At 58.7% G+C, this 26044-nt stretch carries 23 protein-coding genes and 1 tRNA gene; 7 read left to right on the top strand and 17 right to left on the bottom strand.

Translation table 11 applies throughout. From position 1 onward, the window contains the following. Nucleotides 1-115: 115 nt before the first annotated feature. Nucleotides 116-802, top strand: a complete 687-nt coding sequence (locus tag ISP19_RS19200) for a TerC family protein (RefSeq protein WP_204684024.1) — start codon at nt 116-118, stop codon at nt 800-802. A gap of 58 nt (nt 803-860) precedes the next feature. Further along, nucleotides 861-1472 (top strand): glutathione S-transferase N-terminal domain-containing protein, encoded by a 612-nt coding sequence (locus tag ISP19_RS19195; RefSeq protein ID WP_204684023.1) that lies wholly within the window; start codon nt 861-863, stop codon nt 1470-1472. Nucleotides 1473-1584: 112 nt separating this feature from the next. Here ISP19_RS19195 and ISP19_RS19190 read toward each other — a convergent pair whose 3' ends face one another. From ISP19_RS19190 to ISP19_RS19150, 9 genes are all read right to left on the bottom strand, one after another. After that, nucleotides 1585-1776 (bottom strand): hypothetical protein, encoded by a 192-nt coding sequence (locus tag ISP19_RS19190; protein ID WP_204684022.1) that lies wholly within the window; start codon nt 1774-1776, stop codon nt 1585-1587. Nucleotides 1777-1818: 42 nt separating this feature from the next. Further along, a complete protein-coding gene (locus ISP19_RS19185) occupies nt 1819-3126 on the bottom strand; it encodes an acetate kinase (protein WP_284384962.1) in 1308 nt (435 codons plus the stop codon). A 127-nt stretch (nt 3127-3253) separates the two neighbouring features. After that, nucleotides 3254-3784, bottom strand: a complete 531-nt coding sequence (locus tag ISP19_RS19180; protein WP_204684020.1) for a hypothetical protein — start codon at nt 3782-3784, stop codon at nt 3254-3256. Then, on the bottom strand, nt 3781-4476 hold the full coding sequence (locus tag ISP19_RS19175; protein WP_239556948.1) for a C39 family peptidase: 696 nt from the start codon (nt 4474-4476) through the stop codon (nt 3781-3783). Before ISP19_RS19175 ends, ISP19_RS19180 begins: the two co-directional genes overlap by 4 nt. Before the next feature lies 1 nt (nt 4477). Continuing rightward, nucleotides 4478-4882, bottom strand: coding sequence for a hypothetical protein (locus ISP19_RS21370; RefSeq protein WP_239556947.1), 405 nt, complete (start codon nt 4880-4882; stop codon nt 4478-4480). A 127-nt stretch (nt 4883-5009) separates the two neighbouring features. Next, on the bottom strand, nt 5010-5987 hold the full coding sequence (locus tag ISP19_RS19165; protein WP_204684019.1) for a hypothetical protein: 978 nt from the start codon (nt 5985-5987) through the stop codon (nt 5010-5012). A gap of 407 nt (nt 5988-6394) precedes the next feature. Then, a complete protein-coding gene (gene prpC / locus ISP19_RS19160) occupies nt 6395-7543 on the bottom strand; it encodes a bifunctional 2-methylcitrate synthase/citrate synthase (RefSeq protein WP_204684018.1) in 1149 nt (382 codons plus the stop codon). A gap of 45 nt (nt 7544-7588) precedes the next feature. Continuing rightward, nucleotides 7589-8476 (bottom strand): methylisocitrate lyase, encoded by an 888-nt coding sequence (prpB, locus tag ISP19_RS19155; RefSeq protein ID WP_204684017.1) that lies wholly within the window; start codon nt 8474-8476, stop codon nt 7589-7591. After that, nucleotides 8473-9609 (bottom strand): DUF2332 domain-containing protein, encoded by a 1137-nt coding sequence (locus ISP19_RS19150; protein ID WP_204684016.1) that lies wholly within the window; start codon nt 9607-9609, stop codon nt 8473-8475. The genes prpB and ISP19_RS19150 overlap by 4 nt, the downstream gene beginning before the upstream one ends. An 87-nt stretch (nt 9610-9696) precedes the next feature. On the opposite strand from ISP19_RS19150, the gene ISP19_RS19145 reads away from it, so the two are divergent. Beyond that, on the top strand, nt 9697-10914 hold the full coding sequence (locus ISP19_RS19145; protein WP_204684015.1) for a citrate synthase family protein: 1218 nt from the start codon (nt 9697-9699) through the stop codon (nt 10912-10914). 513 nt (nt 10915-11427) lie between these two features. Here ISP19_RS19145 and ISP19_RS19140 read toward each other — a convergent pair. The 7 genes from ISP19_RS19140 to ISP19_RS19110 all read right to left on the bottom strand — a co-directional run bounded on the left by ISP19_RS19140 (nt 11428) and on the right by ISP19_RS19110 (nt 17668). Further along, a tRNA-Ser gene (locus ISP19_RS19140) sits at nt 11428-11520 on the bottom strand. Nucleotides 11521-11589: 69 nt separating this feature from the next. Continuing rightward, on the bottom strand, nt 11590-11796 hold the full coding sequence (gene csrA / locus ISP19_RS19135) for a carbon storage regulator CsrA (protein ID WP_204684014.1): 207 nt from the start codon (nt 11794-11796) through the stop codon (nt 11590-11592). A 270-nt stretch (nt 11797-12066) separates the two neighbouring features. After that, nucleotides 12067-14703, bottom strand: a complete 2637-nt coding sequence (alaS, locus tag ISP19_RS19130) for an alanine--tRNA ligase (protein ID WP_204684013.1) — start codon at nt 14701-14703, stop codon at nt 12067-12069. An 83-nt stretch (nt 14704-14786) separates the two neighbouring features. After that, the gene (locus ISP19_RS19125) at nt 14787-15284 is read right to left on the bottom strand and encodes a regulatory protein RecX (protein WP_239556946.1); all 498 of its coding nucleotides are present in this window, start codon (nt 15282-15284) and stop codon (nt 14787-14789) included. Between the two features lie 82 nt (nt 15285-15366). Then, the gene (locus ISP19_RS19120; protein ID WP_204684385.1) at nt 15367-15981 is read right to left on the bottom strand and encodes a short chain dehydrogenase; all 615 of its coding nucleotides are present in this window, start codon (nt 15979-15981) and stop codon (nt 15367-15369) included. A gap of 17 nt (nt 15982-15998) precedes the next feature. Continuing rightward, on the bottom strand, nt 15999-17033 hold the full coding sequence (recA, locus tag ISP19_RS19115) for a recombinase RecA (protein ID WP_204684384.1): 1035 nt from the start codon (nt 17031-17033) through the stop codon (nt 15999-16001). Nucleotides 17034-17158: 125 nt separating this feature from the next. After that, the gene (locus tag ISP19_RS19110; RefSeq protein ID WP_204684012.1) at nt 17159-17668 is read right to left on the bottom strand and encodes a CinA family protein; all 510 of its coding nucleotides are present in this window, start codon (nt 17666-17668) and stop codon (nt 17159-17161) included. Between the two features lie 313 nt (nt 17669-17981). Between ISP19_RS19110 and ISP19_RS19105 the strand changes: the two genes are divergently transcribed. Together ISP19_RS19105 and ISP19_RS19100 are read left to right on the top strand one after the other, a co-directional pair. Further along, on the top strand, nt 17982-18986 hold the full coding sequence (locus ISP19_RS19105) for a glycosyltransferase family 2 protein (RefSeq protein ID WP_204684011.1): 1005 nt from the start codon (nt 17982-17984) through the stop codon (nt 18984-18986). 6 nt (nt 18987-18992) lie between these two features. Then, nucleotides 18993-19349, top strand: coding sequence for an EamA family transporter (locus ISP19_RS19100; RefSeq protein WP_204684010.1), 357 nt, complete (start codon nt 18993-18995; stop codon nt 19347-19349). A gap of 53 nt (nt 19350-19402) precedes the next feature. Here ISP19_RS19100 and ISP19_RS19095 read toward each other — a convergent pair whose 3' ends face one another. Continuing rightward, a complete protein-coding gene (locus tag ISP19_RS19095; RefSeq protein WP_204684009.1) occupies nt 19403-21874 on the bottom strand; it encodes a N,N-dimethylformamidase beta subunit family domain-containing protein in 2472 nt (823 codons plus the stop codon). A 667-nt stretch (nt 21875-22541) separates the two neighbouring features. On the opposite strand from ISP19_RS19095, the gene ISP19_RS19090 reads away from it, so the two are divergent. Together ISP19_RS19090 and mutS are read left to right on the top strand one after the other, a co-directional pair. After that, nucleotides 22542-23225: a class I SAM-dependent methyltransferase gene (locus ISP19_RS19090; protein WP_204684008.1), complete on the top strand. Its 684-nt coding sequence runs from the start codon at nt 22542-22544 to the stop codon at nt 23223-23225. Between the two features lie 41 nt (nt 23226-23266). Next, nucleotides 23267-25837 carry a DNA mismatch repair protein MutS gene (gene mutS / locus ISP19_RS19085; RefSeq protein WP_204684007.1) on the top strand — a complete coding sequence of 857 codons (2571 nt, stop codon included), beginning with the start codon at nt 23267-23269 and terminating at the stop codon, nt 25835-25837. Nucleotides 25838-26044: the final 207 nt, after the last annotated feature.

Here is a 26044-nt window from a genome sequence, read left to right as displayed (position 1 = left end):
CGAGCGGAACGTCGCTCCGGGCACCGCGGTGGGTCCACGAACGAGACTTTTGCGATGACAGCGGGCCGCGCGCGTCCGCCGTCGTCGCTTGAGTCCAGCGCGTAAAGGAATCCGCATGACTTTCCCCACGCACCTGCTGTCCGACCTGCTCACCATCGTCCTGCTGGACCTGGTGCTGGCTGGCGACAACGCTATCGTCATCGCCCTCGCCGCTCGCAATCTGCCGCACAACCTGCAAACGCGCGCGGTGTTCTGGGGCACCTTCGGCGCCGTCGCCGTGCGTATCGTGCTGACTGTGCTGGTGGTCTATCTGCTCGAATGGCCCGGCCTGATGCTGGTCGGTGGCGTGCTGTTGCTGCCCATCGCCTGGAAACTGCTGAAGCCGGATCATGACAACACGCACGAACTTGCTCCCGCTGCAAACTTCTGGTCCGCATTGCGCATGATCGTGGTTGCAGATGCGCTGATGGGGCTGGACAACGTATTGGCCATTGCTGGTGCGGCGAAAGGTCATACCGGTCTGGTGGTTGCGGGTTTGCTGATCAGCATCCCACTCGTGGTGTGGGGCTCGACCCTGATCCTGAAACTGATCGAGCGCTTCCCGATCATCGTCTATGCAGGCGCTGCAGCGATTGCGTGGACGGCAGGTCGCATGATCAGTCACGAAAAACTGTGGCTGGATTGGTTCGACGCCCATGGTTGGATGAAACATGTGCTCGAAACAGGCCTGGTGATTGGCGTCTGCGGTGGTCGCTGGTTATTCAATCGCCGCACCGCTGTCCAAAACGCACGTCGTACTTGAGCCGTGGATCGAGGCACAGGACACTGTGCCGCTGTCCCGTCGTCAACATGGAGTTGTCATGAAGCTGTACTACCTGCCCGGCGCCTGCTCGATGGCCGATCACATCGTGCTGGAATGGATCGGCAAGCCTTATCAGGCCGAAGCCGTGACGCGCGATGCGCTTCGCTCGCCGGACTACCTCAACATCAATCCGAGCGGCCAAGTACCTGCGCTGGTCGATGAGGATGGCTGGGTACTCACCGAAAACGTCGCCATCCTCAACTATCTGATGGATCGCTTTCCTGAGGCCAACCTCGATGGCGAAGGCTCTCCGCGCGAACGCGCCGACGTGAATCGCTGGCTGGCTTTCCTCAATTCAGACGTACATACGGCGTTTAGGCCACTGTTCGCCGCACAGCGCTTCATCAGCGACGAGACACAGCACGCTGCGTTGCATGATGCGGCACGCCAGCGACTGCGCGGTCACTTCGAACGGATCAATAAGCAATTGACCGATCGCGAATGGCTTACGGGTCATCGCTCGGCGGCTGATGCTTACCTGTTCGTCGTGCTGCGCTGGGCCAAGGGCAAGCAGGTTGATCTCAGTGGACTGGATCATCTCGAAGCCTTCGGTAAGCGCATGCATGCCGATGCCGGCGTGCAAGCGGCCATGCAGGCCGAAGGCATCTGAGCTGTCGAACTCCCCCTGCCGCCCAATAGAATCCGGCGCGGCAGGGGAAATGGGCAAGTCATTACGGCGTTTCGAATTCAGAAGCGCAAACGCAAGAATGCCGTCGGGCCATTCAAGCCAGCACCAAGCGTTGTGCTGCTATCCGGTAATAGACAACAAGCCGGAGGCTGAAGCGATCCAGTCCCGACGAAAGAGTGTCATCGGCACTCTGCGCAAAAGTCGTACCGCCGTGCAGGACCAGCGCAACAAACAGTAGTCTCAGTGATGTGCGCAGATGACGACACGCCGCCAACATCGTCTGCATGAATTCGCAGCCGAGTCGTTGGAGAATGTCGCTGCTGGCTTGTCAATACATCATCGGCACGCGGATGGTGACGGTAGCGTCCGGCGTATCACGTGTTACGCCAACCCCCAAGGTGAAATTCAACGTGCGCTTTTCATTGAAGCGCCACGAACCGCCTATCAACAACGAGCCCAGCCATACCTTGGTAGAACCGGGCAATTTCTGCCCGCTCTCGTACGTGGTACCGATAAAAGTTTGATCGTAACCGATGCTCAGTGAGGCCTTGTCATTGAGCGCCATGCCCATGCCAATACTGATATCCGCCTCGTTGCCCATCTTTACGTTGCCCAGGTATTGCGTGCCGGCGAGCAGGATATGTTCGTAGACGTTATGACGTTCGACGTTGTAGAGATAACTAAGATTGCCAAAGAACACCACCGGATCCGAAGGAAGCAACCACGTCACGCCTGGCTGCAAGGTGTAGAAGCCTGTTCCGGTTGGCTGTTGCACCGGCAGGCCGGTACCCGTGAGGTTCTCGACACAGCGAGTCACGCAATCGGTAACTACCTGGAAGGGATCGGTACCGGTGCGTGACTTGAAGCGGAACCAGCCGATGTAATAAGCGCTGTCCGCCCCGCCATTATTGATCTGATAGCGCGCGGTAGCTTCGATATCACCCAAGCCTTTGCCACTGGAGCTGAACACATTGTCTTCGGCCGAACCCGTCAACACGGCGCGGCTGACCGTATCGTCGTGCGTGTCCACATACGGAATGCGCACCTCCAGTTCAAGACGGTTGGTGATGCCGTAGCGCCCGGTGAGAATGGCCGTCTGCGTGGTGTCACGTACTTCTCGCACATCAATCAGGCCAATCAGAATCGCGGGGATGATGGTATAGCCCACCAACGCAACACGGTCTGCCGTGGAGTAGCCGAACTGATACGCCGGCTCGATCACGAATTTGCCCTTCGGTGTCAGCACGCCCGGCTGCTGGAAGATCGGCGCCACTTCTGGAGGATGAGAATTCTGCGGCGGTGCCTGGCCGACGGGCTCAGACGGCGTAGTTGGCGCCTGCTGAGCTGCTTGTTGATCAGGCGATGCTTCCGCCGATGGCATCGGCAGCGCTGTAGCGGTACCGCCAGCAGCGGCGATATTGCCGCCACGTGTCTGGTCCAGCTCATCCATGCCGACAGCATGACGCAACGCCTTGTAGTCGGCCTCTTGCTGCGCCAACTGATGTTGCAAGGTATCGATCTGCGCACGCATGGCCTCGATGCGCGCGCCTTGCTGTTCCAGCCGCTGACGGATCGCCGGCGATGACGTATCGCCTACGGTCGACGAGGAGGCAGGTGCATCTTGAGCGACGACCACCCCGCACGCCAACATGAAGCAGGCGCATCCCACAGCCTGCGCCAACGCTCTGCGCCTGCGTTCCATCCGAGCCTCCCCATCCCTTTTCTTCATCATGGTTCTCCGAGAGAACGACTTCCTTTCCGCATTAATGTCCCAGTGCCTGCACCTGTGCAGCCTGCAGGGCTTGTTGCAAGCCTTCGTCACGGAAAGCGTTGAGCGTGTTGACCGACACGTTCAAGGTCGTCAGGCTGCGAATGGTCTGATTGTTCAGCGTGTTCTGAATCACCGTCGCGGCCGTGGTACTGCCAAGCGCGGACGGATCAAAGCTATTGCCTGGACCGTTCTGGATATTCACCGTGCTGAGCGCCGAGGCCAATGCCATCGCTTGCTGCGTGGTGATGTGGGCCAGGTCAGGAATGTTTACGCTCGCATAGGTAACCAGGTTGCCATTGATATACACCGCGCGTTCGATACCGAGCGATGCTTCAAGACCGTTACCAAGGTCAAAGCCACCACGTACGGCATCGAGCCGCTCGTTCGGCACGGGAAAGCCAAATCCAGCAACACGACGCAGCGGCTGTGCCGACTGGGCGTGCGCGATAACGGCGCACCCCAGCAATATCGCCAGCAGCGCCATGCGCAGGCATATCTGCATCCAGGGCTTGGCTCGCGTCATATATCCCCCGGCCCGTATTTGGACATGGTGATCGTATCCAGCCCGCGCCGATCGATACCGATGCCCAAAGGAGCGAGCGGCGCACTGCGCCAATCACTGTCAGTATTGAAATGCGCGAACTCGCGCCGGTTATGGATGACAAACAGCAGCTTGTTCTTCCACAACTGGTCGAAACGATCCAGAGGTATCGCGCGCGTGCCGCGTGCCGGATCCCCGACCAGCACGCGCCCATAGCGAATGCCCTTGATCACCACGAAATGGTGATAACCACGATCCTCGATCAGCACGATCGCCGGCAGGCCGGCTTTCTGCAGCTGATCCAGCGATGCGTGGAAACCGTCGGCGTCGAAACCGATACTCGCCAGATAAAACTTGATATCCAATAGCGAGAAGCCTTCCCGGTTGATCTTCCTGCGATCACCATGCGCATACATCTGCTCGAACACGATCTGTTCGTTGACCGGGTAGTCGTATTGGTAGGTCAACAACGTGGCAACCGCGGCCGAGCCGCAGCTGAAGTCGTATTTTTGATGGATCGTGTTGCGATACTTGACTTCCTTCAGCGTGGCAATGTGCAAGATATAGGTCTGCCCGGCATTATCATTGAGCGCCATCGTCGCTGCCCGCGCCCCCGCCGGCGATGCGATCGCCAGGACAAGGATGAACATCGACGTCGGCAGCGTCCGTTTCATGTTATGGCTTCATTTGCACATTAACGATGACGCCGTTCTGGATCAGCACGTTATTGCCGGTGTTCTGAATCACCGACGGCAAGCCCGATGCGTCAGAGAACGAGCCCCCCGCGATCGAGTTGGCTCCCGTGGTGACATTCGTGGCACTGTCGTTGGAGACGGTGCCGGTAATGGTTTGGATGCCGGCAATAACCGTAGAACCACCGCTGTAGTGCCCCAGCGTGGTGGCGCTCACTGCTTGCCCAAATCCATCGACATAGACCGGCTGCGCATTCGCGGCTGCCGGTGGGTGGCTTCCTTGTTGAGCGCTAGTGGAATTGCCGGGTGGGTCTCCTGCGAACGCGAAGCCCGACCATCCCGCCATACACGACAGCATCACACCTGCTACAACTCTTGCGAGAGACATGGCACGACTCCTATCGCGTTGGCGCATCGAATACGACCGTCTGCCGGCCGGCTGCGCAAAGCAACCGGCCAGCCCGCATAGCAAAAGTGGAGCGATGCTTGCTCCACTTTTGCCGATCAGTCGTTACTCAATGGCCGCCCACGTTCAGGTTGGCTTGGACTGTCACGCCCTGCTGGATCAGCGAAGCCTGGCCGCTGTTCTGAGCAATCGTCGTGATGCCAGCTGCCGCTGCCGCGGCACTATCCATGGTGTTGGACATGTCGAAGCTGCCGGCATCGGCCGAGGTGCTTCCACCTGCTCCGCCGCTACCGCCTGCACCGGCCGTGCCTGCACCACCAGTCGCCGTACCACCGGCACCGCCTGCGCCGCCGTCACCGCCAGCACTGGCTACCGTTCCGCTGGTTCCGCCGGTCGAGGTGCTGCTGCCGGTCGTCGCCGATGCTGCGCCAGCCGTTGCCGCACCACCTGTGCCCGATCCGCTACCTCCAGTCGCTGCGCCACCACTACCACCGTATGAGCCACCATTGGCATTGGCGCTGCCACCGTCACCCTTGGCGCCAGCACCCGCAGCGCCGCTTCCTGCAAACGCGCCACCGCTGTTGGAGAACGAACCGCCGGCCTTGCCGCTATGTGCATAGGCGTCGCCGCCACTGCCGCCCAATCCGCCACCGCCTTCCAGCGCTATGCCGCCGAGGCCCTTACCGCCACTGCCGCCTTTTCCGCCATTCGCGTTGCCATTATCGGTCGCGTTGTTGCCGATGCCCCACACCTGGACATTGGTGACGGTTCCATTGAGGTTGGTGGTGGCGATCGCATTGCTGGTGTTGAATGCATCGCTGACAGTAGATGTCGCGGTACCACCATTATTGGCGGCCGAGGTTCCCATACCGTCGCTTTGTACTGAGTTATCGTTGCCGCTTTCGGCCCACGCCTTGCTAACGGTCTTGGAGTGTGTACTCGAATTGGTGTTTGTGCCCGAATTGGTGTTCGAGCTCGAAAGGTAACCTGAATTCCCGTTGTTCTGGTTGGAGTTATTGTCTGCCATGACCGGGAGGGCAAGTCCCAAGCCAAGCATCAATGCCGTGTAGATAAGAGTCCTGCGCATGTTGATTCCTCCCGGGAATGGATGCGGTGACCCCCTGTTTTGCTGGTGTAGCTTCAACATGTCGCAAAGCACGTGCCAGTTGCACGTACCTACAAGGCAAGCATCAAGATGTATAGGAATCAGTCGATTACGTTCGTCTTGCTAAAACACGAAAACGCCATCGAGTCATGAAATGATGCAGATCTGGAACACCACTTCGCGCGGCCTGCCGACTTTCCATCGCAGCCACGACGATACGTATTGCAATGACAATCACTTATGTCATGCATGAGTGCATGCCCTGATGTATCACGCATGTAACACCGCTTATCCATCCCTGGCACGCCCAAACAAAAACATTTCGTCAATGCGATGTAAAGAAAAAGGGGGCCGAAGCCCCCTTCTTTCCGTACATCAAAAATGAGCCATCAGCGCTTTTCGATCGGCACGTAGGTGCGGTCTTCCGGGCCGGTGTAGTTGGCGCTCGGGCGAATGATCTTGCCATCCTCGCGCTGTTCGATCACATGCGCGCTCCAGCCGGAGGTGCGGGCGATGACAAACAGCGGAGTGAACATGGCCGTGGGCACGCCCATCATGTGGTAAGCGCTGGCCGAGTACCAGTCGAGATTGGGAAACATCTTCTTCAGTTCCCACATCAGCTTCTCGATGCGCTCGGAAACGTCGAACAGGTTGGGATTGCCGCACTCCGTGCACAGCTTGCGCGAAATCTCCTTGATGATCTCGTTGCGCGGATCGGACACCGTGTAGACCGGGTGACCGAAGCCGATGATGATTTCCTTGCGCTCCACGCGCGCGCGGATATCGGCTTCCGCATCGGCCGCGTTGCGATAGCGGGCGATGATCTCCATCGCCACTTCGTTGGCGCCGCCATGCTTGGGACCGCGCAGCGCGCCGATGGCGCCGGTGATCGCGGAATACATGTCCGAGCCGGTGCCCGCAATCACGCGCGCAGTGAAGGTCGAGGCGTTGAACTCATGTTCGGCGTAAAGCACCAGCGACTTGTCCAACGAATTGGCATGCAACTCGCTCGGCTTCTTGCCATGCAGCAGGTGCAGGAAGTGTGCGGCGATCGATTCGTCGTCGGTTTCGGTCTCGATGCGCTTGCCGTTGTGGCTGAAGTGGTACCAGTACAGCAGCATGGAGCCGAAGCTGGCCATCAGGCGGTCGGCGATATCGCGCGCGCCGGTGACATTGTGGTCTTCCTTCTCCGGCAGCACGGTGCCCAGCACCGAGCAACCGGTGCGCATGACATCCATCGGGTGCGTCGCAGCCGGCAGCAATTCCAGCGCTTGCTTCACCGGCGCCGGCAGGCCGCGCAGACGCTTCAGCTTGGCCTTGTAGGCGTTCAACTCAGCCCATTTCGGCAGCACGCCGTGCACCAGCAGGTAGGCCACTTCTTCGAAGCAGCCCTTGGCGGCCAGGTCGTGGATGTCGTAACCACGATAGTGCAGGTCGTTGCCGCTACGGCCAACGGTGCACAGCGCGGTGTTGCCCGCCGCCACGCCGGACAGCGCAACGGATTTCTTCGGCTTGGGGGCGGTGGATTGCTCGCTCATCGGATCATGCTCCTGGTGCGGTACTTGAACGTACGGATGCTGTGTTCATTTTTTATTCGCGAACAGCTCGTCGAGCTTGTTCTCGTAATCGTGATAGCCGATGCGGTCATAAAGCTCTTCGCGGGTCTGCATCATGTCCACCACATTGCGCTGATGACCGTCACGGCGAATGGCTTGATAAACGGTTTCCGCCGCCTTGTTCATCGCGCGGAACGCCGATAGCGGATAAAGCACGATGCCAACGCCCGCCGTGCGCAATTCATCCACGCTGAACAACGGGGTCTGGCCGAACTCGGTGATATTGGCCAGTACCGGCACCTTTACCGCATCGGTGAAGCGCTTGTAGGTGGGGATGTCATACGCGGCCTCGGCAAAGATGCCGTCAGCGCCGGCTTCAACGCAGGCTATGGCGCGCTCGATCGCCGCATCGACGCCTTCCACTGCAATCGCATCGGTGCGCGCAATCAGGAAGAAGTTCGGATCGGTCTTGGCATCGACAGCCGCCTTGACGCGGTCTGCCATTTCGCCGGCGGGTACGATTTCCTTACCAGGACGATGACCGCAGCGCTTGGCACCCACCTGATCCTCGATGTGGCAGGCCGCCGCACCGAACTTGATCAGGCTTTTCACGGTGCGCGCGATATTGAAGGCGCTGGGACCGAAGCCGGTATCGATGTCCACCAGCAACGGCAGATCGCAGACATCGGTGATACGCCGCACATCGGTCAGCACGTCATCCAGGGTATTGATGCCCAGATCGGGCAGGCCCAGCGAGCCGGCCGCCACGCCACCGCCTGAAAGGTAGATCGCGCGATAGCCTGCGCGCTTGGCCAGCAAGGCGTGATTGGCGTTGATGGCGCCGATCACCTGGAGCGGCTGTTCGGCAGCGAGTGCGGCGCGGAAACGGGCGCCGGCAGAGTTGAGCTGGGTCATCGTGATTCTCCGAAACGACAAATTGTAAGTGATGTGCCGGGGCTGCGATGCCGCGGCGCAGTACGCGCGGGATTTGCCAGCGCGGCGGCATACCAGAAAATCTCGCTGCCATGCGCCTGGGCGTCGGCCAAGTGCAGATCCTGCGGCCCCGGCCAAAGACTCAGCAGCAGGCGCGGATGTCGACTGAAATCCCCAATCTCGAAGCGCAGCCAGGCCAGCGGCGATTCCGCCGTGGCGGATTGCCCGGCACTGCGGATCGCCGACTCGATCCGCGCCTTGGCATCCGCTGAGAGGTAGGCCCAGAAAATCGTGTGATAGACCACCGTCGCCGCGCCATCGGGCAGCGGTGCCGCGAGCACACGCTCGATCCACTCAGCCGCATCGGCATGCTCGACCTGCACGGGGTGTTCGGCCGCAGCACTCAACGCCGCATCCAGTTGCCGCAAACGGGAATCTTGATCCGCCCAGACATAGGCGCGCAGGCGCTGCCGTCGCCTGGCCTCTGCGACGTTGACCGGCGATCGATCGCAGGCCATGCGCGCAACAACATCGATCGACGCCATAGGCGGCAATTCACCATGCCACGCGGGGACAAGCTCCAACCGACTGGATGTATCGCCCAGCACGCAGTCGCCAAACCGGTAACGATAGCGATCCCAATTCATGTTCAAACCAGCGCTGGCACCGAGTTCGAACAAACGCAGCGGCAAGCCGGTATGTGCCGCGATGGTCATGAATCCACCAAGCAACACGGCTGAGCGCCCCACTTCTTTGGTCTGCGGGGGCGAAGCAAGATAATCCGCCAATACCTCGGGATGTGCCTGCAATGCTGCGACAGCAATCCGCTGGAGTGCGGCATCGTCAGCCTCGCCATCGCCACCAGGATAGTAACGGGCCAGTTCCGCTTCGCGCCCATCCAGCACCAATGCATGCAGCGCGCCGGCCACGCGCAGCGGCAGCGCATCTGGCATCGGTTCGCCTTCCCACGATGCGATGGCCTGCAATATTGGCGCCCCATCGCACATGGCACGCACCAGCCCGCGCAACAGCCTGGCGGTGAACGGCGAACCGTGTTCGTCGCAGTAGTCCGCCTGCCTGGCAAAGGCTTCGCACACCGTTTGGAAAGTGGCCATGGGGATAGCCTGATCAATCCGGGGCCGTCACTGTGTCACGCCAAAATATATTGATCAATCTTGATTAATAGGATCAATATATCGTTCATGCGAGCCGACTATCTCTCTGCCCAGGACGCCGCCTCTCGACTCGGTGTAAGCCTTGCCACGCTTTATGCCTACGTGAGCCGTGGTCGCATTGATTCGCGCCCGGGCACCGACGGACGTAGCCGCGAGTACAGTGCTGGCGATATCGAGCAATTGATCGAACGCCGACAGGCCGGGCGTGGCGCGGTGCAAGCCGCCGCGCACAGTCTTGCCTGGGGCCTGCCGGTACTGGAAACACGGATTTCCTTGATCCGTCCGCATGGACACTATTACCGGGGCCAATCCGCGATTGCCCTGGCCGAATCGGGAGCCACGCTGGAAGACGCCGCACGCCTGCTGTGGGATTGCGGTGACCATGATCCGTTTACCGCCGCATTCTCACAGCGCTGGCCGGAAACTGTTTCATCCCTGCTTCGTCAACGCAGCTTGCCACCCTTGGCACGCACGGCCGCGGCGCTGCCCTTGCTTGCACTCGATGCCCGGCATTCACACAGCAGCGATCCGCACCATCGCCGCGATTACGCAGCGCAACTGCTGCGGGAAACTGCAGCACTGCTATGCGGAACGCGTCCGGATGCACACCCGATCCACCAACGGATAGCCGCGAACTGGCAGATCGAGGCACCAGGATTGCCGGAATTGGTGCGTTGCGCCCTCGTGCTATGCGCCGATCACGAACTCAATGCATCGGCCTTTGCCACGCGTGTGGCTGCGTCGACGGGCGCCAGCCTGCATGCTGCCGTTGGCGCAGGTTTGGCCACCTTGTCCGGTCCGCATCACGGCGGTGCAACTGCACGCGCGTATGCGTTTATTCAGGACATGCTGCCCGAACGGCGGCCCGCTGATCGTGTCCGCGAACGCCTGCATCGCGGTGACACGGTACCGGGTCTGGGCCATCCGCTATATGCCGATGACGATCCTCGCGCCACAACGCTATTGAACGCGTTGCGCGCGATACATCCCCATCCCGCCAAGCTTGCACGCGTTCTGCAGCTTGCCGAGGTGACACAAAACCTGTGTGGCCGCCGGCCGAATCTGGACTTCGCCCTGGCGGCCATTGCATCGGCTTATGAACTCGGCGTCGACGCAGCCATGGCGATCTTCGCCGCCGGCCGGATGGCTGGCTGGTTGGCGCACGCATTGGAGCAGCAGGAGAACGGTAGCCTGATACGTCCGCGGGCGAGTTATGTAGGAAGAATGCCGGCAAGGGAAGAATGAATAGTGATCAGTTGTTCGGTGCAGACGCCTGAATGGCGGTGCGGCCAGTTCAAGAAAATCCGCGCGGTCACCACTGCAGCGCCGAAACATTCGTCCGCAAGGTCATCTCCGCCGCATACGCAAAAAGCCCCGCGATCGCTGAAGATTCTCGCGACGTAGCGAGGGATTGTTCGGCCCATCCTTGGGCCGAACCCCTCCGCGTCTACGCGGAGGGGCCAGCCTGCGGCTGTCCAAATTCGTTCCGGACGAATTTGTCGAACCGAAAGGGTTCTCATCAAAGCCTCTCTCCGCCATATACGCAAAAAGCCCCGCGATCGCTGAAAATTCTCGCGGCGTAGCGAGGGATTGTTCGGCCCATCCTTGGGCCGAACCCCTCCGCGTCTACGCGGAGGGGCCAGCCTACGGCTGTCCAAATTCGTTCCGGACGAATTTGTCGAACCGAAAGGGTTCTCATCAAAGCCTCTCTCTCCGCCATATACGCAAAAAGCCCCACAGGGGGGCTTTTTGCGTATATGGCGGAGAGAGAGGGATTCGAACCCTCGATAAGGCTTTTGACCCTATACTCCCTTAGCAGGGGAGCCCCTTCGGCCTCTCGGGCATCTCTCCGTGTTTTGTTTCCGCGTCGCCGCGGAGCCGGAAAGCATACCGGCCACAGCCCTCAAGGTAAAGAGGCGATCAATGCCCGCCTGACTCCCCCGAAGCGCCACCATCGTGTTCGTTCTCGCCTTTGATACGCTGGTAGATCTCTTCGCGGTGCACGGCCACGTTTTTAGGCGCATTGATGCCAATGCGGACCTGGTTGCCTTTCACGCCGAGAACGGTAACGGTCACCTCGTCGCCGATCATCAGGGTTTCACCGACCCTACGGGTCAGAATCAACATAGCTGCTACTCCATTTAATGCTTGTGGTCACAGGCCATCTGCATGTTGTTGCCTCACCCCTGAGCACAGTCATCACGCAGTTCTGACGTTCTTGTCCGTCAAAGGCCTCACCGCCTTCCCCGGCTCCAAAAACCAAGTTGCCTCGAAAGACAGCTTGCCTTCACGGCACTATCCGCAACCAGCAGCACCGTTATCTGACCGATACTAGCTGAGCGCAAGCGCCACGTGCAATCTACACACAATCTTTACACTGGGTCCATATGCGGCGCATCAACCCGCAAGCTGCTGTCCTACCCACTCCACTGTACCTGTCAAGATGTCTGGTAATTGTGGTTTGTCGAAGCCGCCACCTTGCGCCATGTCCGGACGGCCACCGCCTTTGCCATCGATTTGCCCAGCGACATGTGCAACGACATCACCCGCCTTGATACGCCCCGCGGCCTTGCCGTGCACACCAGCCACCAGTGAAACGCGGCCATCTGCGGCCCCAGCCAACACCACCACGCAATCGGCAAGCTGCTGCTTGAGCTGATCAACACCATCGCGCAACGCCTTGGCATCCAGACCTTCCAAACGTGCAGCGACGACCTTGATACCGGCAACGTCTTTCGCCGAGCTGGCCAGATCACCGGTCATCGAACCCGCAGCCTTGGCGCGCAGCGATTCGAGCTCACGCTCCAGCTTTTTCTGACGGTCAAGCAACTGACGCAGCTTCTCGGTAACGTCATCGCCATTGCTTGAAAGAAGCTGTGAAAGCTCGCCCAGGCGACGCTCTTCGTCGGCCACATAAGCGAGCGCTCCCGTACCGGTAACCGCCTCGATACGCCGGACGCCGGAAGCCACCCCGGCTTCGCTGACGATCTTGAACAGCCCGATGTCACCGGTTCGGCCAACATGGGTGCCGCCACACAGCTCGGTGGAAAAATCACCCATCTTCAACACGCGCACTTCATCGCCGTATTTCTCGCCGAACAACGCCATCGCGCCGAACGCAATGGCATCGTCATACGCCATGTGGCGCACTTCGGCTTCTGCGTTGCGGCGTACTTCGGCATTCACCAGCGCTTCGATCCTCGCCAGTTCTTCCCGGCTGACCGGCTTGAAATGCGAGAAGTCGAAACGCAAACGGTCGGGGGCCACCAACGAGCCTTTCTGCGTGACATGCGTACCTAGCACATCGCGTAACGCGGCGTGCAGCAAATGCGTGGCGGAATGGTTGAGCACCGTCGCCTGACGGCGCGAGGCATCGACAGCGGCATCCACCAGATCACCGGTACGCAACGGCAGGCCACCCTGCCAGCGACCTGCATGACCGAAGAACACGCCGCCCATCTTGAGCGTATCGGCGACATCGAACGATCCCGCATTGTTCGACAACGTACCGGTGTCGCCCACTTGCCCGCCCGACTCGGCATAGAACGGCGTGCGATCAAGGATCACCAGACCTTCTTCGCCCGCAACAAGCTGATCGATCTGCTTGCCGCCGCGCACGATACCCACCACCTTGCAGCCCTCGCTCGACAAGCTTTCATAGCCGAGGAACGCCGTAGGCTTGAGCTGGCTGGCGAGTTCCGCCGGCATCTGGCCCTTGGCTTCGAAGCGGCTTGCCGCGCGCGCGCGTTCGCGCTGCTGCTCCATCGACCGCTCAAAACCGGCCATGTCGACGCTCAGGCCACGCTCACGTGCGATATCGGCCGTCAGGTCGACGGGGAATCCATAGGTGTCGTAGAGGCGGAATGCGTCTTCGCCGGGAATAATCTCACCGGACTTTGTCGCCACTTCATCGAACACGCGCATGCCATGTTCCAGCGTTTCGCCGAAGCGCTGTTCTTCGGTGCGCAGCGCCTCTTCCACGAAGGATTGCTTGGTGGCAAGTTCCGGATAAGCACCGCCCATCTCCTCGACCAGCGGCTGCACCATCTTCCAGAAAAAGTCGCCACGCACGCCGAGCATCCAGCCATGACGCAAGGCACGGCGGATGATTCGACGCAATACGTAGCCGCGCCCTTCATTCGACGGCAATACACCATCGACGATCAGGAACGAACAAGCGCGGATGTGATCCGCAATGACCCGCAGGGACTTGTTGGCAAGGTCCTTGGTGCTAGTCAGTTCCGCCGCGACCTTGATCAGGTGCTGGAACAGATCGATCTCGTAGTTGGAGTGCACGTGCTGCAACACCGCCGCGAGACGCTCCAGGCCCATGCCGGTATCCACGCACGGCGCCGGCAGCGGCGACAGCGTGCCATCGGGCGCACGGTCGAACTGCATGAACACCAGATTCCAGATTTCGATATAGCGATCGCCGTCTTCATCGGGCGAACCGGGCGGACCGCCAGCGATCTCCGGGCCGTGGTCGTAAAAGATTTCGGTACACGGACCACAAGGACCGGTATCGGCCATCTGCCAGAAATTGTCCGAGGCGTACGGCGCCCCCTTGTTGTCGCCAATGCGCACGATGCGCTCGGCGGCTACACCGATTTCCTTGTTCCAGATGCCGTAAGCCTCGTCATCGGTGTGGTAGACGGTCACCCACAGCTTGTCCGCCGGCAGCTTGAACACGCCCGTCAGCAATTCCCAGGCATAACGGATGGCATCGCGCTTGAAGTAATCACCGAACGACCAGTTGCCCAGCATCTCAAAGAACGTGTGGTGGCGTGCCGTGTAGCCCACCGAATCGAGGTCGTTGTGCTTGCCGCCGGCGCGCAGGCAGCGCTGTACGTCGGCCGCGCGCACATAAGGCAGCTTCTCGCTACCGAGAAATACGTTCTTGAACTGCACCATGCCGGAGTTGGTGAACAGCAAGGTCGGGTCACTGGCCGGCACCAGCGAGCTGGAGGGCACGATGGTGTGATCCTTGGTGCGGAAATAATCGAGAAAAGCAGAGCGGATATCAGCGGTTTTCATGAGATCGGGGGGGCAAAAGCGAAAAGGGTGCGACTTACGCCGACGCCCCAACCGGCCCATCCATCCTTCCTGGAACCTGGACCTCAGGGCGTCTCGTCGGCGGCGTCGCCCACGTCAGCGTGGGTTACATCCCGTACTGTGGCGGCCGGAAAGCCTCTACGCAAGAGGAATTGCGCCCGACGGGCGCGTTCGGCCGGGTCCGACGTACCGACAGCGCCGTAGCGGCGACGTAATTGGGCCATCGCGGAATCAGTCCAGTCGATGCCGGCCTCATCCAGCAAGCTGCGGATGCGCGCATCCGGCAGACCATGGGTTTTGAGCTCGACGCGCAGGCGCATGGGGCCGTACCCCTGCGCCACGCGGCTGCGGATCAGCACCTCGGCGAAGCGATCGTCGTCCTGATACTGCTGCTCACCCAACCGCTCCAGCGCCTCGGCAGCTTCATCACTGGCGTAACCGCTGCGGTCCAGCTTCCGGCGTAGTTCGCGGCGAGAGTGTTCGCGGCGCGCAAGCATGCCCAGCGCCTTGTTATAAGCGCTGGGTTGGGATTTTTCTGTTTTGTCGCCGGGTTTACGCTTCATGGTTTTTCGCCCCATCTTCCGCCAAGAGGACGGGAACACGGACACATGACGGGCTGCCTGTGGCTCCAGCAACGGCTAGGAATCAAAACACCTTGTAGATCTGCCCCGTCTGAGCCCCTTCCACGCTACGGCTGAAAGCAAGCGCCGCACGCGCCGCTGTTACCGGCTCGAAACCGCGGAAGAATGGTGCGTAGGACGACATCGCCTCAGCCAGCACAGTCGGGCTCACCACGTTGATACGCAGGCCACGCGGTAATTCGACGGCCGCCGCGCGCGCAAAGGCCTCCACCGCGCCATTGACCAGGCTGGCGGAACTGCCCAGCGCGATCGGCTGCTCGGACAGGATGCCCGTAGTCAATGTGATGGAGCCGCCATCGCGCAGATGATCGCGCGCCGCCAGAGCCAGATTCACCTGCCCCAGCAGTTTGTCGGCGATGCCCAAGGTGTGCAGCGATTCGCCAAACGGCGCCGCCTTGAAATCTGCCAGCGGCGCAAAGTTGACCTGGCCTGCCGCGCTGATCACGGCATCCAGCTCACCGGCGTGCTGCAATCCGTTGCGAATACTGTCAACGTCGGTGAGATCGATCCTCACGCTGCCGGAGTTGCGTCCGGCAGCGATGATTTCATGACGCTGCCCCAATTCGGCCGCCACCGCGCGCCCCAGCGTGCCGGAAGCGCCGACCAGCAAAATGCGCAGGCGCCTTTCGCTCATGCTCAGGCCTCTTCCAACGCCTCAGCGGAGGACGCCATGGCGCCGCCACCGCTCACCAGCAGGCGCGCGCGCAGTTCGCGATCGATCTCGTTGGCGATGGCGGCGTTGTCCCTGAGGAACTGACGCACGTTCTCCTTGCCCTGACCGATGCGCTCGCCCTTGTAGCTGTACCAGGCACCGGACTTGTCGATCAGGTTTTCCTTCACACCGAGTTCGATGATCTCGCCTTCACGCGAGGAGCCTTCGCCGTAGAGGATCTCGAACTCCGCTTGGCGGAACGGCGGCGCCACCTTGTTCTTCACCACCTTCACGCGAGTTTCCGAACCGATCACTTCCTCACCCTTCTTCACCGCACCGATGCGGCGGATATCCAGGCGCACCGATGCGTAGAACTTCAACGCGTTACCGCCGGTGGTGGTTTCGGGGTTGCCGAACATCACGCCGATCTTCATGCGGATCTGGTTGATGAAGATCACCAGGCAGTTGGACTTCTTGATATTGGCGGTGAGCTTGCGCAGCGCCTGGCTCATCAGGCGGGCATGCAGGCCGACGTGGGAATCCCCCATTTCGCCCTCGATTTCCGCCTTCGGCGTAAGGGCGGCGACCGAGTCGACCACCACGATATCCACCGCGCCGGAGCGCACCAGCATGTCGGCGATCTCCAGCGCCTGTTCGCCGGTGTCGGGCTGCGACACCAGCAGGTCGTCCACGTTCACGCCCAGCTTCTGGGCGTAAGTGGGGTCGAGCGCATGTTCGGCGTCGACGAAGGCAGCGGTGCCACCGTTCTTCTGGCAGTTGGCGATCACCTGCAAGGTCAAGGTGGTCTTGCCGGAGGACTCAGGGCCGTAAATCTCGACGACGCGGCCGCGCGGCAGACCGCCAACGCCCAGCGCGATATCCAGGCCCAATGAACCGGTCGAGATGGTGTCGATGTTGTCGTCGGTGCGGTCGCCCAGGCGCATCACCGCGCCTTTGCCGAATTGCTTCTCGATCTGGCCGAGGGCGGAAGCTAGCGCTTTGCGCTTGTTGTCATCCATCGTCTTGATTCCGGTCATAAGTGGTCGTGGCATGCATCTTCCCCCTTTCCCGTCTCACGGGTTGGGATCGACGCAGAGCCTGAGTATCCCACATCGGTCAAGCCAATCAGTTGGCTAATTTCTAATCAATCTGTCAGCATTTGATGAATGCCGCTGAGGGCCGCCGCCACTGTTTGTCGGCGTACGGCTTCGCGGTCGCCGCCGAAATGAAACAGCTTGGCACTGGCCTTAGCGCCACGACGTCGCCAGCCAATCCACACCGTGCCGACGGGCTTCTCCGGCGTGCCGCCGGTAGGGCCGGCAATACCGGTCACCGCTACGGCCATGCCAGCGTCAAAGCGATCCAGCACCCCGGACACCATCTCCAGCACCGTTTCCCCGCTGACTGCGCCATGACGCTCAAGGGTGTCCCGGCGAACACCAAGCAGCGACTGTTTGGCCTCGTTGCTGTAACTGACCACGCCCCCATCGAACCAGGCGGAACTGCCGGATAGATCAGTCAGCGCCTTGGCGATCCAGCCGCCGCTGCACGACTCGGCGGTGACCAGGACCAGTCGGCGCTGCTGCATATCCGACGCAACCTGTGCAGCCCATGCCGCCAGCTCGACGTCGGTAGGAACAGATGACAACTCCATGCGAAACTCCACGTAACCTCAGTCGTCCCGAGCAAGGGACCTGCCCATCGACTCCATACACACACAGCGACGTGATACCTGGCACGGTATCCATAGCATGACGTAATTGGGGTTCCTGCGCTCCCGGCCCACCCAGCGGCCTTGGTTTACGAGGCATAGGCTACCTTGACCTTCGCAAGCCAAGCGTCTGAGTTCAATACAGCAAAAGGGAAGCGCCATCGCGCATAAGTCACCAGAAAAAGACTGTTATGATTTTCTATCGACGAATGACCACCAACGATTCAACACCTTGAACTGCACGGCATTCGAACTCATGCCCTCCCTCCCCAAAATTGCCGTCGTTATCCCTTGCTTTCGTGTAAGGAAACACATCCTAGAAGTCATCGCCGGTATTGGTCCGGAAATTCATGGCATCTATGTGGTGGATGACGCCTGTCCGGAAGCTACTGGCCAACTCGTTCGAACCGAAGTAACAGATCCTCGAGTAACCGTATTAACTCACCAAACAAACCTCGGGGTAGGCGGAGCCACCATGACAGGCTATCGTCAAGCCATCACGGATGGCGCAGACATCATCGTGAAATTGGATGGTGATGGCCAAATGGATCCAAAGATGTTGCCTCGCCTTATACGACCAATAGCCTCAGGCTTGGCAGACTATAGCAAGGGGAATCGCTTTTTCGATCTTGATGGGCTACAGGCGATGCCTCCACTGCGAATCTTTGGCAATGCGGCATTGTCGCTGCTCTCCAAGCTATCTTGCGGGTACTGGAATTTGTTTGATCCAACCAACGGCTTTACTGCCATCGACGCCACGACGGCACGTAACCTGCCTTTCGACAAGATCAGCAATCGTTACTTTTTTGAAACCGACATATTGTTCCGCTTAAATTTGATTCGGGCCGTAGTTGTTGACATTCCCATGCCGGCCAATTATGGAAATGAAAAGAGCAACTTGAAAATTTCACGCGTACTTATTGAATTCCCCGTCAAGCACGCGCGCAACTTCATAAAAAGAATTTTTTACAATTACTACCTACGCGATATGTCAATAGCATCTTTCGAGCTCACTTTTGGAATTATATTGACATTATTCGGCATAATTTTTGGCAGCGCTTCCTGGATGCACGCCTCGGCGGCAAGCAAAACCGCCTCAGCCGGCACCGTCATGCTTGCAGCCCTTCCATTATTGGCAGGAATTCAGCTATTGCTCGCCTTCCTCAGCTTTGATATTGCTTCAGTTCCGAAAGTACCATTGCAATTAGTGCTTCGCGAGCCCATGGGCGCAGAAATTCACGACATGATCAAATCGCGCTGACAAGTCATGAAATTCCTGACTTATCTTGGACTAATCCTCTGCGTTACAGGCATAGCGTGCGGCCAAGTGCTTTTTAAGCTTGCGGCCAAGTCGTCACAAAGTAGTACCAGCTTGTTGGCTGCGCTACTTTCGCCCTACCTGCTTATCGGCATCGCACTTTACGGCACCATGACTCTGGCTTGGATCTGGTTGCTTACCAAACTGGAACTCAGCCGAGCATACCCCTTCATGGCGTTGAGTTTCGTGTTCGTTCCGCTTCTCTGCGTACTGGTACTCGGAGAGCACATCAGCGCGAGATATTGGATCGGCATGGCACTGATCATTTGCGGACTGTTGATTACCTTGTCGGCAACTTCGCATTGACACATTACATGTAACTATTTACATGCAGCCGTCGTCGCTCAAGGCATTCATTATTATGTCACTCTTGTCCAGACACCGTGAGAAAGTGGTGTCGACGCCGCAACTGGAATGGTCAACGACAAGAGCGGTGCGCCAGCACCCGTCCCAAGTCCATGCACAACAATCGCTTCTCCGGCGACGACTGCGTATGGATCGTCCGATATGCTCCCGCCTTGATTCACCCATTCAGTCCACTGCCCATTTATGCGGCTAATCGTCGCAACGCTACCATCGCGCCACTTAACTACGATGTCAAAACGCCCTAGTCCTGTGCCAAGCACTACTGGCGTTGTAGCCAGCTCCCCACCCAGATTGATCCAGCCCCCCCAGATTCCGGTGCTCGGAGACCTCTCGCGTATCCAGAGCGCCCCGGTCATCCCCACCACGGCAGCGAGCAGTTCACCAAAGGAATTGGTAGCTGCACCACATCCACCAACGCCCACTTTGCCACCCAGACTCGTCCAACCGAGTGCGGATACGCCGTTAACAACGGTTGTCGTCTGCAAGTCCCCTTTCTTGCCAACGCCGAATACTTCATTGATATCGCCACAGTTCACCACTGTGGGGCTGGACAGGAAGTTTTCACCAATAAGCTCCCATGCCCCCCAGGCAGAGTCCATGTATGATCTTTTCCAATAATTCCCCACCTGATTAAGGACATAAACCTCAACGCCACCACCTGGGGCAGTGGAAACCGCAGGGGAGCCAATAGCAGAATTATCACCCGTCAATGCCTGCCAAGAATCCCAATTAGCATTGCGCCGACTTTTCACCCAGAGCACCCCGAGCTCGCTGAGCGCAAACACATCAGCATCCCCATTAGTACGACTGGAAATGCCGGGGCGCGAAACAGTAGCCCCATTAAGCGCGAGAGGCTCCGACCACGCCCCGTTATTGAACTCACGAACCCAGATCGACTGATCTGCGAGCATAAAAGCGACATCACTGCGCTGGCTGTGATCAGACGTATCCGCAAGAAAGCGGTTCAACAAATTAGCAGTAGCCTGCTGTATTGCCGCCGAATTGGTACCTTCAGGAACAGGATTGCCGAAGAATGTCAGCGGCTTGCCGTCGAATGTAATCGACTCCGATAACCCCCATGTCCAAGACATCGTTCCTGCCGCGAAAACCCATGCGCCACCGTCAGTCTGGTAAATCGACGAGTTGGACTGCCACCCAAGATAGCTGGATTGGGATAGAAGAGTGTAGGTACCAGTCCGACTGAACGGACGAAGGTTTTGCACATCCACCTCATAACCCAGCAAACCTGGAAGCAAGGTGCCGTTGAGAACTCCAGCCCCATCCCAGACCCAGTGATCAGCACCAGCGACTTGCACCGGTAAAATCTGATTACCCGCGCCGCAAATGGCATGACTAACGCCAGCCAGCAGGCAATCATTGCGTCCAATGCTTGAGTACAACGTCGAACCGAACAAGGTGTTTGCTTGAGGATCTCCCGTAGCCCCCTTGTAGCAAACCACTGATTTACCCGCTACGTTTGGCGAACTCTCCAGACGAACTTGGTAATACGCAGGATTCGCACCAAGAAACGCCAAATGAACCGACTGGTTTTTCGCCTTCTCCAACGAATCTCTGATGTTCTTTGTGAAATACTCAAAATGGCCTGGAAAAACGACCCCCCGATATTGCTGAAGAAGTGAAATGCCTAGCGCATCCACATCCAAGTCAGTGACGTAGTCCAACTGGTAGCCATTTTGTTCGGCCCAGCGGATAAAAAATGGCTCGTAGGTATAGGCATCGAAAGAAACGCCATTACCTACGTTGCCAACATAGCTCTCGCACATCGTATAAGGGCGATCGTACGAGACAGTAACTGCCGCAGGGCCGCCGCTAATCGGGTTGGGTGTGGAGGCGCAACTAATACTTGAAACCGGATAAAGGCTACGACCAACACGCGGATAAGGAAAACTCGATGATGAAACAAACGGATAGCCGTTATATGCCTGATATGTCAACGTAGGCTGCACATAAAGCAAGGCTGAAGCCTGGCCTGCACTTCGTACACAAAATACGATGTGGCATTGGTACCGATCAGCACTCGTCAACCTAGCCAGGTATATCCCACTAGGCCAATCTGAAGATATCTGGAGCGTATGACTTACTTTCCATCCACATTGAACACAGCCCGACGTTTTATCAACGACAAGGTTGGAATGGTCATCGCGAATTTGCCGAACACCATCTGACTTACTGATCGTCTGTATCAGCCTCGCCCCCAGCCCTTGGTAATAGCCAAGCCGGAAAACCTCAATGAGATAATCAGAGGAAGATGCATTGACGCTTATATGCAGGTCAAGCGAACCACCTGGCAAGACACTGGTATAAGACGCATACCCAGCAATCTGATTGCTCTCATCATCACTTCTCAGATATTGGATGCCATTGACCAGAGCGCCCAACTTCCAATCTGATGTGCCAGGCAGTGCGTTTTCTACAGCAACGCCACTAACTCCGGAATCCGCCATGGCATCGCGGCTCCAACCAAGCTCGCCTAACGCCGCGACGGTCGAGGCAAGTGCCACGTATCGTGAAGCCGTTACATATGAGGCAAGTCCAGCCACCCCTTTAAGTATAGAACGACGGGTATAATCCATAAATTCCCTGGCTCAGACTTCCCTAGCACTATGCACCGGCCTTGGCGGCAGGTGAAAAATGCCGGTAAAGGCGCTCATGATTGAAAATGACGAAACTGAGAGGACCCTTGCAATCTTCTGTTGAATGCAATGTCACCGCCGATCAGGAAAATCCGGCACGGACATAAATCCACTACCTGAAAAGGCATGCATTCAACTAGCAGCCATTCTCAATAAATTCGAAAATGCAGAAATCCCGATCGCAATATTTTCACCGATCAAAGTTACGGTTGCCTGACCGTATTTTTCTTCAACCTTACAAAAGGCCCTAGAGCAATCGGAATAGCATTACAAATCGCGTCAAAAAAATGACGCGAAGGAATGCACACCAACCGAAATCTCCTTGTCCTTCCTATTCCCGCTGGGGACCCGGTGACCCATTCAATGATCATTCGGCTCGATCACGGCATTTGAGATCACCCCATTGCTGTCGGTATCCTGACTCCCCTCTTTTCTCTTTGCAGACCAGGGATAGCCACCCCGGAGGAGTCAACCAGACATGAAGCCCGACCCCAGCTACGACGAATACATGGACCGTTGGACCCGGGCCTACGAAACCGCAAATTACAATCAGGGCCTCGCTGCTCGCTTACTGACGCAAAGTCATGTCTGGTGTGAGCGAGCCTTTGGGCCGGATCAACACTTTTCCAAAGTACTCGAGGTTGGTGCGGGGACCGGCATTCACCTGAGCAAAGTGCGTCACACCTTTGACGAATACGTTATGACGGATCTGAACCCACCCATGCTCGACCAGATCCGTTTTGAAAACGAAAACAAGAAGGGCAAGGTACGTGTGCAACCAGAAGACGCAACACGCCTGACCTTTGCAGATCACAGTTTCGATCGACTTATCGCCACTCATGTGCTGGAGCACCTGCCCCAGCCCCACCATGTATTACGCGAATGGAATCGCGTAGTTAAACCAGGTGGTGTGATGTCGATAGTTCTACCTTGCGATCCAGGTTTGGCATGGCGTGTCGGGCGCCACTTCGGCCCAAGGCGTAAATTCGAGGCATTGGGAATTGACTATGACTACTGGATGGCTCGAGAGCATATAAACGCCATCACCAATCTTTTAGCCTTCATACGCTATTACTATCCAGAAAGCCGGGAAAGCTGGTGGCCATTGCGCGTTCCTTCAAGCGATTTGAATCTCTTTTACATTGTACATATCCGTACGTGATTCACGCCGTCAAAAACAACACTTACACAGACCAAAAAAAGATGGCTGAGATTAGCAACGAGCACACCCCTTTAATGCGCCAATATCTCGCGGCCAAGGCAGCCCATCCTGATGTGCTGCTGTTCTTCCGCATGGGCGACTTCTACGAGCTGTTCTATGACGACGCACGCAAGGCGGCGCGTTTGCTGGATATCACGCTGACGCAACGTGGGCAGTCGGCGGGGCAGCCGATTCCGATGGCGGGCGTGCCTTATCACGCGGTGGAGAATTACCTGGCCAAGCTGGTGCGGCTCGGTGAGTCGGTGGCGATTTGCGAGCAGATTGGCGATCCAGCGCTAGCCAAGGGGCCGGTCGAGCGCAAGGTGGTGCGCATCGTGACGCCAGGCACGGTGACCGATGCCGCGTTGCTGGAGGAACGCCGCGATAATCTGCTGCTGGCGATCGCAACCGGCGCGCACGGCAGTTATGGCATGGCCTGGGTCGATCTATCCAGTGGCCGTTTTCTACTGAGTGAAGTGTCGAATGCAGAAGCGCTTGCCGCCGAGCTGGCACGTTTGCAACCTGCCGAAACATTGGTCGGCGAGGACGTGGTGTGGCCGAAACTGGTCAGCGCCCTGCCCGGCCTGCGCAAGCGTCCGCCGTGGCATTTCGACAGCGATGCGGCGCGACGCGAACTCAACCGCTTCTTCGGTACGCGCGACCTGGGTGGTTTCGGCGTCGACAACATGCCGCTGGCGATTGCCGCAGCGGGTTGTTTGCTCGGTTATGTGGAAGAGACACAGAAAAGCGCGTTGCCGCATCTTTCCGGCATGGCGGTGGAAAGTGCCAGTGAAACGATTGCACTGGATGCCGCCACACGCCGCAATCTGGAATTGGACACGCATCCCAGCGGACGTACCGAGCACACCCTGCTTGGGGTGCTCGATGAAACGGTAACGCCGATGGGCGCACGCCTGATGCGGCGCTGGCTGAATCGCCCGCTTCGTTCGCGTGAAATATTGCGCCGTCGCCACCAGGCGATCGGCACATTGATCGAGACGCGCGGTTATGACGGGCTGCGCGAGCAGTTGCGCGGCATCGGCGATCTGGAACGCATCCTGGCCCGCGTTGCACTTCGTTCGGCCCGTCCGCGCGATCTGTCCACCTTGCGCGATGGCCTTGCTGCCGCGCCCGTGCTGCGTGAATCGATTGCAACATGGGATAGCCCACTGCTCCACGCACTGGTCGACGGCATCGGCGATCACGCGGCCACGGCGGAACTGCTAAAGCGCGCGATCGTCGAACAGCCGCCAGTGCTGCTGCGCGACGGCGGCATCATTGCCGACGGTTACGACGCCGAGCTGGACGAATTGCGCCGTCTCGCCACGCATGCCGATCAATACCTGGTCGAACTCGAGGAACGCGAGAAGGCCGCCAGCGGAATCCCCACGCTGAAGGTTGGCTATAACCGCGTACACGGCTACTACATCGAGATCAGCAAGGGCCAGGCGGACAAGGCGCCGACCCATTACACGCGCCGCCAGACCACCAAGAATGCCGAGCGCTATATCACCGAAGAGCTGAAAACCTTCGAGGATAAAGTCCTTTCGGCCAAGGAACGCTCGCTGATGCGCGAACGCGCACTGTACGAAGCGCTACTGGATGCACTGACCGAACAGCTTGAATCGCTCAAGCATGCGGCGGCCGCCATGGCTGAACTCGATGTACTTTGCACGCTCGCCGAACGATCCGAAGCGCTGGACTGGAGCGAACCCGAACTGACCGATGTCGCCGGCATAGCCATCGAGCGCGGCCGTCATCCGGTGGTGGAAAAGGTTCGCGCAGAACCCTTCGAGCCCAACGACCTCATGCTGGATGACCATCGCCGCATGCTGGTGATTACCGGTCCGAACATGGGCGGCAAATCCACCTACATGCGGCAGAACGCGTTGATCGTGCTGCTTGCGCATATCGGCAGCTATGTGCCGGCCAAGCGTGCAACGATCGGTCCGATCGACCGCATCTTCACGCGTATCGGCGCAGGTGATGATCTTTCGCGCGGCCAGTCCACCTTCATGGTGGAGATGAGCGAAACCGCCAACATCCTGCACAACGCCACGCCGCAAAGTCTGGTGCTGATGGACGAAGTCGGACGCGGCACCAGCACGTATGACGGACTTGCACTGGCCCGCGCTGCGGCCGTGCATCTGGCAGCAACCAGCCGGGCGTACACGCTGTTTGCCACGCATTATTTCGAGCTGACCGAACTGGCCTCCGAATACACCACCATCGCCAACGTCCACCTCGACGCCGTCGAGTACGGCGAGCAATTAGTGTTCATGCATGCGGTAAAGGACGGACCAGCCAATCGCAGCTTCGGTTTGCAAGTCGCTGCGCTGGCCGGGCTGCCGAAATCGGTCATCGCGGATGCGCGCCGCACGCTGGCGGAATTGGAACGCGGCATGCATGCTCATGTCGCAGCACCGGCCGCAACGACACCGGCATCGCCGCAGCTTGGCCTGTTCGCTGCCGCACCGTCCGTCGTCGAGCGCGCACTTGAAAGCATGGATCTGGATGCGATGACGCCGCGTGAGGCACTTGAGGCGCTTTACCGCCTGAAGTCGCTTTCCTAAAAAGCCGCGCCGCCGGAAACCGTATCCCGGGACAAGAATGATGCCCACGCCCCTCTCCCACAGTTGGAGAGGGAATTTTTCGTCATCTATCCCTAGGACGCGGGATATGGCCTGCCATTCTCAGCAGCCACTCTTTAGGGTGGACTATTGCGTCCCCAGGGCGCCTTTAAGGTTGCCATCCAAACTGATGCATGGCATCGCCTCCCG

This window comes from Dyella flava (assembly GCF_016904955.1).
GTDB classification, from domain to species: Bacteria; Pseudomonadota; Gammaproteobacteria; order Xanthomonadales; family Rhodanobacteraceae; genus Dyella_B; species Dyella_B flava.
This window is presented reverse-complemented; position numbering and strand designations above follow the sequence as displayed.

What these genes read in the sequence shown, in the direction of transcription:
- ISP19_RS19200 (WP_204684024.1), top strand. Translation starts at nt 116, where the DNA reads ATGACTTTCCCCACGCACCTGCTGTCCGACCTGCTCACCATCGTCCTG.
- ISP19_RS19195 (WP_204684023.1), top strand. Translation starts at nt 861, where the DNA reads ATGAAGCTGTACTACCTGCCCGGCGCCTGCTCGATGGCCGATCACATC.
- ISP19_RS19190 (WP_204684022.1), bottom strand. Translation starts at nt 1,776, where the DNA reads ATGCAGACGATGTTGGCGGCGTGTCGTCATCTGCGCACATCACTGAGA.
- ISP19_RS19180 (WP_204684020.1), bottom strand. Translation starts at nt 3,784, where the DNA reads ATGACGCGAGCCAAGCCCTGGATGCAGATATGCCTGCGCATGGCGCTG.
- ISP19_RS19175 (WP_239556948.1), bottom strand. Translation starts at nt 4,476, where the DNA reads ATGAAACGGACGCTGCCGACGTCGATGTTCATCCTTGTCCTGGCGATC.
- ISP19_RS21370 (WP_239556947.1), bottom strand. Translation starts at nt 4,882, where the DNA reads ATGTCTCTCGCAAGAGTTGTAGCAGGTGTGATGCTGTCGTGTATGGCG.
- ISP19_RS19165 (WP_204684019.1), bottom strand. Translation starts at nt 5,987, where the DNA reads ATGCGCAGGACTCTTATCTACACGGCATTGATGCTTGGCTTGGGACTT.
- prpC (WP_204684018.1), bottom strand. Translation starts at nt 7,543, where the DNA reads ATGAGCGAGCAATCCACCGCCCCCAAGCCGAAGAAATCCGTTGCGCTG.
- prpB (WP_204684017.1), bottom strand. Translation starts at nt 8,476, where the DNA reads ATGACCCAGCTCAACTCTGCCGGCGCCCGTTTCCGCGCCGCACTCGCT.
- ISP19_RS19150 (WP_204684016.1), bottom strand. Translation starts at nt 9,609, where the DNA reads ATGGCCACTTTCCAAACGGTGTGCGAAGCCTTTGCCAGGCAGGCGGAC.
- ISP19_RS19145 (WP_204684015.1), top strand. Translation starts at nt 9,697, where the DNA reads ATGCGAGCCGACTATCTCTCTGCCCAGGACGCCGCCTCTCGACTCGGT.
- csrA (WP_204684014.1), bottom strand. Translation starts at nt 11,796, where the DNA reads ATGTTGATTCTGACCCGTAGGGTCGGTGAAACCCTGATGATCGGCGAC.
- alaS (WP_204684013.1), bottom strand. Translation starts at nt 14,703, where the DNA reads ATGAAAACCGCTGATATCCGCTCTGCTTTTCTCGATTATTTCCGCACC.
- ISP19_RS19125 (WP_239556946.1), bottom strand. Translation starts at nt 15,284, where the DNA reads ATGAAGCGTAAACCCGGCGACAAAACAGAAAAATCCCAACCCAGCGCT.
- recA (WP_204684384.1), bottom strand. Translation starts at nt 17,033, where the DNA reads ATGGATGACAACAAGCGCAAAGCGCTAGCTTCCGCCCTCGGCCAGATC.
- ISP19_RS19110 (WP_204684012.1), bottom strand. Translation starts at nt 17,668, where the DNA reads ATGGAGTTGTCATCTGTTCCTACCGACGTCGAGCTGGCGGCATGGGCT.
- ISP19_RS19105 (WP_204684011.1), top strand. Translation starts at nt 17,982, where the DNA reads ATGCCCTCCCTCCCCAAAATTGCCGTCGTTATCCCTTGCTTTCGTGTA.
- ISP19_RS19100 (WP_204684010.1), top strand. Translation starts at nt 18,993, where the DNA reads ATGAAATTCCTGACTTATCTTGGACTAATCCTCTGCGTTACAGGCATA.
- ISP19_RS19095 (WP_204684009.1), bottom strand. Translation starts at nt 21,874, where the DNA reads ATGGCGGATTCCGGAGTTAGTGGCGTTGCTGTAGAAAACGCACTGCCT.
- ISP19_RS19090 (WP_204684008.1), top strand. Translation starts at nt 22,542, where the DNA reads ATGAAGCCCGACCCCAGCTACGACGAATACATGGACCGTTGGACCCGG.
- mutS (WP_204684007.1), top strand. Translation starts at nt 23,267, where the DNA reads ATGGCTGAGATTAGCAACGAGCACACCCCTTTAATGCGCCAATATCTC.